We start from the raw sequence: 5,354 nt of genomic DNA, 5'->3' as shown, positions 1-5,354 counted from the left end.
ATGGAGCTGACAGGTACTAATCGGTCGAGGGCTTATCCAAACAACTCCAAAAAGTGGCGTCAGGCTGAACAAGCCGATTCGAGCACTTGAGGAGACTAACACGCAAATTCGTTTCGTATCCAGTTTTTAAGCGATCAAAACGCTTGAACCGTTTGGTGGCGATGGCGGAGGGGTCCCACACGTTCCCATCCCGAACACGACCGTTAAGCCCTCCAGCGCCGATGGTACTTGGACCGAAGGGTCCTGGGAGAGTAGGACGTCGCCAAGCAAAAGAGAAAGAGCACTGCCGTTGATTCGGTGGTGCTCTTTTTGTGTTTCCGTGTAAAGCCTGTAAAAGTGCAGGTTTATGTTCTCATTTACTGAATAGGTGGAGTTTGCTCCCCAAGTGCCTGCACTTTTGCAGGTATTTTTGTTTAATCCGCAAATTTGCTCTCAAAAAACGGCATTTTTACAGGAACATTACTTTGACCAATGCGATTGTTACTAAAATAAGTGCGAATCTGCAGTTATTTCAGGCGTAATCCGCCGATTTCAGGGTAATAGATGCTACAGTGCATTTATTTTCGGCGATTTAAGCGAATTCCGACCTATTGCGCAAAATTAAGTGCATTATTGCAGCTATTGAGCTTAACTAACCGGAAACGTGCCAAATTAACTGCTTACCCGCAACTATTTTTGACAAGAGACAGCCCAGCTATAGATGTGAAGACTCCACTAAGCAGAGAAGAAAGAGCACCACCATTGATTCGGTAGTGCTCTAGAGTAATAATTATTATGGCGTTAAACGAGGAGCATGACGGTGGTGGGTCCCTTGTTCGAAGCTATAAGCGAGCTTAATCAGGGTTCCCTCGTCAAAAGCGCGGCCCAGGAACTCGATCCCTACCGGCAGGCCGTCAGACGTAAATCCAGCGGGTACCGTAATAGCCGGGAATCCGGAGAATGGACTCAGGCGGTTGTTGTTCCCAGATGATTGGCCTTCACCAATTAACGCAGGCGGTTGGGTGCTTGTCGGATAGACAATGGCATCCAGGTTATTGTCCGCCATCACCTTCAGGAGAGATTCACGGGTTAAGCTGGTCCGTTTCAGCACGATATCCTTATATTCCTGAGTGTCAAGGGATTCACGGGCTTCGCGTGCTTTCATGGATTGCTCTTGCGTTTTATCATATTCTCCCGAGGTGATGATTTCCGCCAAGCTGTGGTAAGGGGCGTCTTCACCTAGTTCTTTCAAATAATCGTTTAATTGGAATTTAAACTCGTAACCGCTTAGGCTAGGGTACTTGTTGATCTCAGTCAGATTGGGGATCTGGATAGGAACAGCCGTCGCGCCAAGGGATTCCAGCTCTTGGACAGCGTTAGTTACCACATCGGAGACGGCTTTTTCTTGTTCGTTACCTTCTGGGAATAGCTCTGTTGCTACGCCGATACGGGCGCCTTTTAATCCGTTGGCATCCAGGAAACGGGTATAGCTCTCCGGGATACGGCCCACGCTATAGGCGGTAGCCACATCGTCTGGATCATAGCCCGCCGTAGCGTCCAGTAGAATGGCTGCATCTTCAACCGTGCGGGCCATCGGACCACCAACGTCCTGGGTCAGAGCCAACGGGATAATGCCATCCCGGCTCGATAAGCCGATCGTCGGCCGGATGCCAACGAGGCTGTTGAAGCTGGATGGAATGCGAATCGAACCGCCGGTGTCCGTACCTAGTCCGGCGACAGCCAGGTTGGCGGCGATCGCCGCTCCAGTGCCGCCGCTGGAACCGCCGGGATAACGATCCAGCGCGTATGGATTTTTCGTTTGGCCGCCTAACGAGCTGGAGGTGGTAATGCCAAAAGCAAACTCATGCAGATTGGTTTTGCCTAATATGATGGCACCGGCTTCTTTAAGCTTAGCGACTTGATCCGCATCCTGATCAGGAACGGAGTCTTGTAGGCATAAGCAGCCGGCCGTGGTAGGCATGTCGGAGGTATCGAAGTTATCCTTCACCAAGATGGGAATCCCGTGCAGCGGTCCTCGTGGTCCCTTTTCGGCCCGTTCTTGATCTAACGCTTCGGCAATGTCCAGCGCCTCGGGATTAATCGTTAAGACAGCCTGAAGGGAGATCCCTTGATCATCGTATTTGGCGATGCGATCGAGATACATCTGGACCAACTGCTTGGAAGTTAGTTTCCCTTGCTCCATCGCAAGTTGAATTTCCGGGATCGTAGCTTCCGGGAGCACAAAGGGCTTCAGATAGCTAAGCACACGTTCATGAAGGCGTTCCAGATCAGCGGGTGTGAGCGGCTCAGCAGGTCGGAACGAAGTAGCGGAATATCCCTTCATAAGACCGGCCTTAACGACGGCACCAACGGCTCCAGCGTAGGTTGCCTGGTCCGGTACGTCACGGAAGGACTCGGCAGCTTCCTCCAGCCCCAGCCATTGTTGAAGCAACACAGCAACATGGCTTCGAAGCACGCGGGTGCCCGTAACCTCCGGCATCGTAAAGGAGCCACCCGCTTCGGCAGCCACTTGTTTCATGGACTGGCGGAATTGTTCGCCGGTGACAAGCGATGGGATTACAGCCGTATCCGACCATGCGGATGAAGCGGCTTGGGCTTGCGGGATCGGGCCACTCCATACCCCGGAGACGAGTAGAGCAGCGAGCAGAAATCCGCCTGCTTTTTTCCAATGTAGTCGATTTCGAATCATATCCAATCCCCTCTCTCCTGCGAAATGATGAAGTTGTTGTGAACTATCATAATTTCATGTTAGGTATAGTGACAAAGAGGATAATTTCTTGATAAAACGCATACATAATGGATTATTGCGGAGGTTTATCGTTTTTCTCTGGATTCCTTTTATTAATAATTTTTCATTAAGGAATAATTTGTGTCATGTTAACTTACAAATATATAACGTTATTTTTGTGATTTTCAGAAAAACACTGAATTATTTTCAGTTTCTACCAATTGGAATGTAACCATTTTGTTACCGACATGGATAAGACACCCGTTATAATTAGAATGGTATCTTAGCATCTAGGGCATTTAACCTATCCGGAATCTATATCAGAATGACAACATGGAATTTTTTCAGTATATAGGAAGGGTAAGGAGGAATGGATCATGCGGCGAAGAGGGTTAAGAATATCCTTATGCTTCATGTGGGGAGTCTTGATGATGATGGTAGTCATCGCAGGCTGTGCATCTTCCGAGCCATCGTGGACGGATTTTGTGGGATCAGCGGTCGAGAAGAATTTTCCCGTCCCCAAAGAGGCCAATCAAACGGAAACGGCTCTTAATAACTCGAAAATGGACTATGTGCATTATAAGCTAACCGGACTCCAAGAGAGCAGTGAAATCCCTGAGGCGTATGAGAAGGTGATCGCGGAGTGGGGATGGAAAGAGAAAACGGAGGAAAGTACCGGCACCACCCGAGTGTACGAAAAAGGAAAGCAAATTGTGCAGTTGACGCTGCACGATAACTCTTTTACGGTTCTGGTCCCTAAAAAGGAAGAAAAAATGGTCATTCAAGGTTTGGAAAGCAGTCCTTAATCGGAGGACTTCGGATATGAAGGCAAACGCTCGCTACCGGACAAGCCGGTGCTTTAGCATGTTAACAAGTAAAAAGCCTGAACTCTGCACGTGGTGCAGGGGCAGGCTTTTTTGTCATGTTGTTATTGCATGTAGTAGGCGATTTCGAGACCGGTGATTTTAATCATTCCGTCTTTGCGTTGTCCTCGTAAGGAGCCCAGCACGATAAAGCGCGGGATCATCAACCACAGGTGCCAGAAAAACAAAGAGAGCACAAAGGAGACCGGTGACCAGGGAATTAAAATGCCGATAATACAGCAACCAATCCAGGCTGAATGTAAGTGAACCCGTCGATATACGGGGTAGGCGATGTATTGATCAGGCATATAGCCGATCCATGGCATTTGACGAGAAAATCTCCAGCGCTTGCGATAAGAGTGGCTGACGATCATCAGTACGGAACGGGAGATCACGTATTGGATCCACAAGATGACCGGGATGGCCAACAGGAAGAAAAAGATGCTGACCCAGGATATAAAAACCGTTTCGGCGGCCAGCCAGATAACGGGAAGTATGGCTAAACTGTGGATGAGTGACTTCGGCAAAACCTTTTTTTTGAGCAGCGTGTAATGATAAAACGTCGCATTTGTCTCGGTTTCGGCGGACATCAGGCGTTCGATCCTCCTCGAATTCACTTCAGCTCCTGCTAAAAAAGCAGGGCGGCTCTTCTTAATTATATCGGACAAATCGAAGAATATTTAAGACGCCACGTACAAACACCGCCTCTGGACCGGCGGCATAAGATAAAGTAGGAAGGCAACTATGAAAAGGTTTAAAATAGTAGAATCTGTGTCATACTGATAGTAAAAAAGACAAGGTGGGATCGGGCATGGATGAGCTAGGCGTCAGAACTTGCATTATTTGCGGGGAGCCAAAAACCGAGGGCATTCATATCGTATCGGAATTTATCTGCGACGCTTGCGAAGCAGAGATGGTGCACACCGACGTGCAGGAGGAGAAATACCACTTCTTCATTCATCAAATGAAGCAGATCTGGGTGCAGAAAAATGCATAACACCGCTGGTTAAAGGGACCTGTTCATTTTGGGAGCGGGTCCTTTTATATTGCCCTACCGGTCGAAATAGCGGTAAAATGAAGCAAAGGTTGCAATCGCAATCGCGACAAACCATGAACCTATGGAAAACCTGAGTCGGAAGGATTAAGCATAGAATGGCAGAGGAACGAAACCTAAATGCCCCTTTGTATGAGGCTTTACTGCGATACCGGGAGAAAAAGGACGTTTCCTTTCATGTGCCGGGACATAAAAATGGACGAGCCTTACGCGATGAGGAACGTACGTTGGAAGAGTTAGCGCGCGTGATGGAAATCGACGTTACGGAAATCACCGGGACGGATGATCTCCATCATCCCGAGGGTGTTATCCGCGAGGGGCAGCTTTTGGCCGCCGCCCAGTTTGGGGCGGAGGAGACGTTTTTTCTGGTTGGCGGCAGTACAGCCGGCAACCTGGCGTTGATCCTGAGCGCGTGTACCGCTCCAGGGGATGTGTTGCTCGTGCAGCGGAACGTACATAAATCCGTGATTCACGGATTGATGCTGGCGGGCGCGCACGCGGTGTTTTTGGCGCCGCAGCAGGATGCCGACAGCGGGCTGTCAACCATCCCGAGCGAAGCAACGGTGCGGGAAGCCTTGCGCCGGTACCCCGGCGCGAAAGGGCTGCTGCTCACGCACCCGAGCTACTACGGGATGGGCGCTTTTTCTCCTCTTTTTTTGTTTTAGTCACCTGCTTTTTTCCTCTCCTTATTCTATTTCTGTATTTCTAT

4 protein-coding genes, 1 rRNA gene and 1 pseudogene are annotated in these 5,354 nt (G+C 49.3%); 4 read left to right on the top strand and 2 right to left on the bottom strand.

Annotation, left to right across the window (positions count from 1 at the left end):
* The first annotated feature begins 151 nt into the window (after positions 1-151).
* A 5S ribosomal RNA gene (gene rrf / locus BN3277_RS00815) occupies positions 152-268 on the top strand.
* 504 nt (positions 269-772) lie between these two features.
* Here the strand turns inward: rrf and BN3277_RS00810 are convergent.
* Positions 773-2,689: an amidase family protein gene (locus BN3277_RS00810; protein ID WP_059040431.1), complete on the bottom strand. Its 1,917-nt coding sequence runs from the start codon at positions 2,687-2,689 to the stop codon at positions 773-775.
* A 416-nt stretch (positions 2,690-3,105) separates the two neighbouring features.
* Between BN3277_RS00810 and BN3277_RS00805 the strand changes: the two genes are divergently transcribed.
* Positions 3,106-3,534 (top strand): hypothetical protein, encoded by a 429-nt coding sequence (locus BN3277_RS00805; RefSeq protein ID WP_082691249.1) that lies wholly within the window; start codon positions 3,106-3,108, stop codon positions 3,532-3,534.
* Positions 3,535-3,656: 122 nt separating this feature from the next.
* On the opposite strand, the gene BN3277_RS00800 is transcribed toward BN3277_RS00805, so the two are convergent.
* Positions 3,657-4,181 (bottom strand): hypothetical protein, encoded by a 525-nt coding sequence (locus BN3277_RS00800; RefSeq protein WP_059040429.1) that lies wholly within the window; start codon positions 4,179-4,181, stop codon positions 3,657-3,659.
* A gap of 221 nt (positions 4,182-4,402) precedes the next feature.
* Between BN3277_RS00800 and BN3277_RS00795 the strand changes: the two genes are divergently transcribed.
* Positions 4,403-4,588: a sigma factor G inhibitor Gin gene (locus tag BN3277_RS00795; RefSeq protein WP_059040428.1), complete on the top strand. Its 186-nt coding sequence runs from the start codon at positions 4,403-4,405 to the stop codon at positions 4,586-4,588.
* A gap of 155 nt (positions 4,589-4,743) precedes the next feature.
* Positions 4,744-5,283 (top strand): annotated as a pseudogene (locus BN3277_RS00790) (aminotransferase class I/II-fold pyridoxal phosphate-dependent enzyme); the annotation flags it as partial.
* Between the last annotated feature and the right edge of the window lie 71 nt (positions 5,284-5,354).

The organism is Paenibacillus rubinfantis (assembly GCF_001486505.1).
GTDB lineage: Bacteria > Bacillota > Bacilli > Paenibacillales > Paenibacillaceae > Fontibacillus > Fontibacillus rubinfantis.
Note: the sequence above shows the minus strand (reverse complement) of the source record. Positions and strands in the feature narration are given on the sequence as shown.

Excerpts from the sequence above, each read along its gene's own strand:
- BN3277_RS00795 (WP_059040428.1), top strand. The coding sequence starts at position 4,403 with ATGGATGAGCTAGGCGTCAGAACTTGCATTATTTGCGGGGAGCCAAAA.
- BN3277_RS00800 (WP_059040429.1), bottom strand. The coding sequence starts at position 4,181 with ATGTCCGCCGAAACCGAGACAAATGCGACGTTTTATCATTACACGCTG.
- BN3277_RS00810 (WP_059040431.1), bottom strand. The coding sequence starts at position 2,689 with ATGATTCGAAATCGACTACATTGGAAAAAAGCAGGCGGATTTCTGCTC.
- BN3277_RS00805 (WP_082691249.1), top strand. The coding sequence starts at position 3,106 with ATGCGGCGAAGAGGGTTAAGAATATCCTTATGCTTCATGTGGGGAGTC.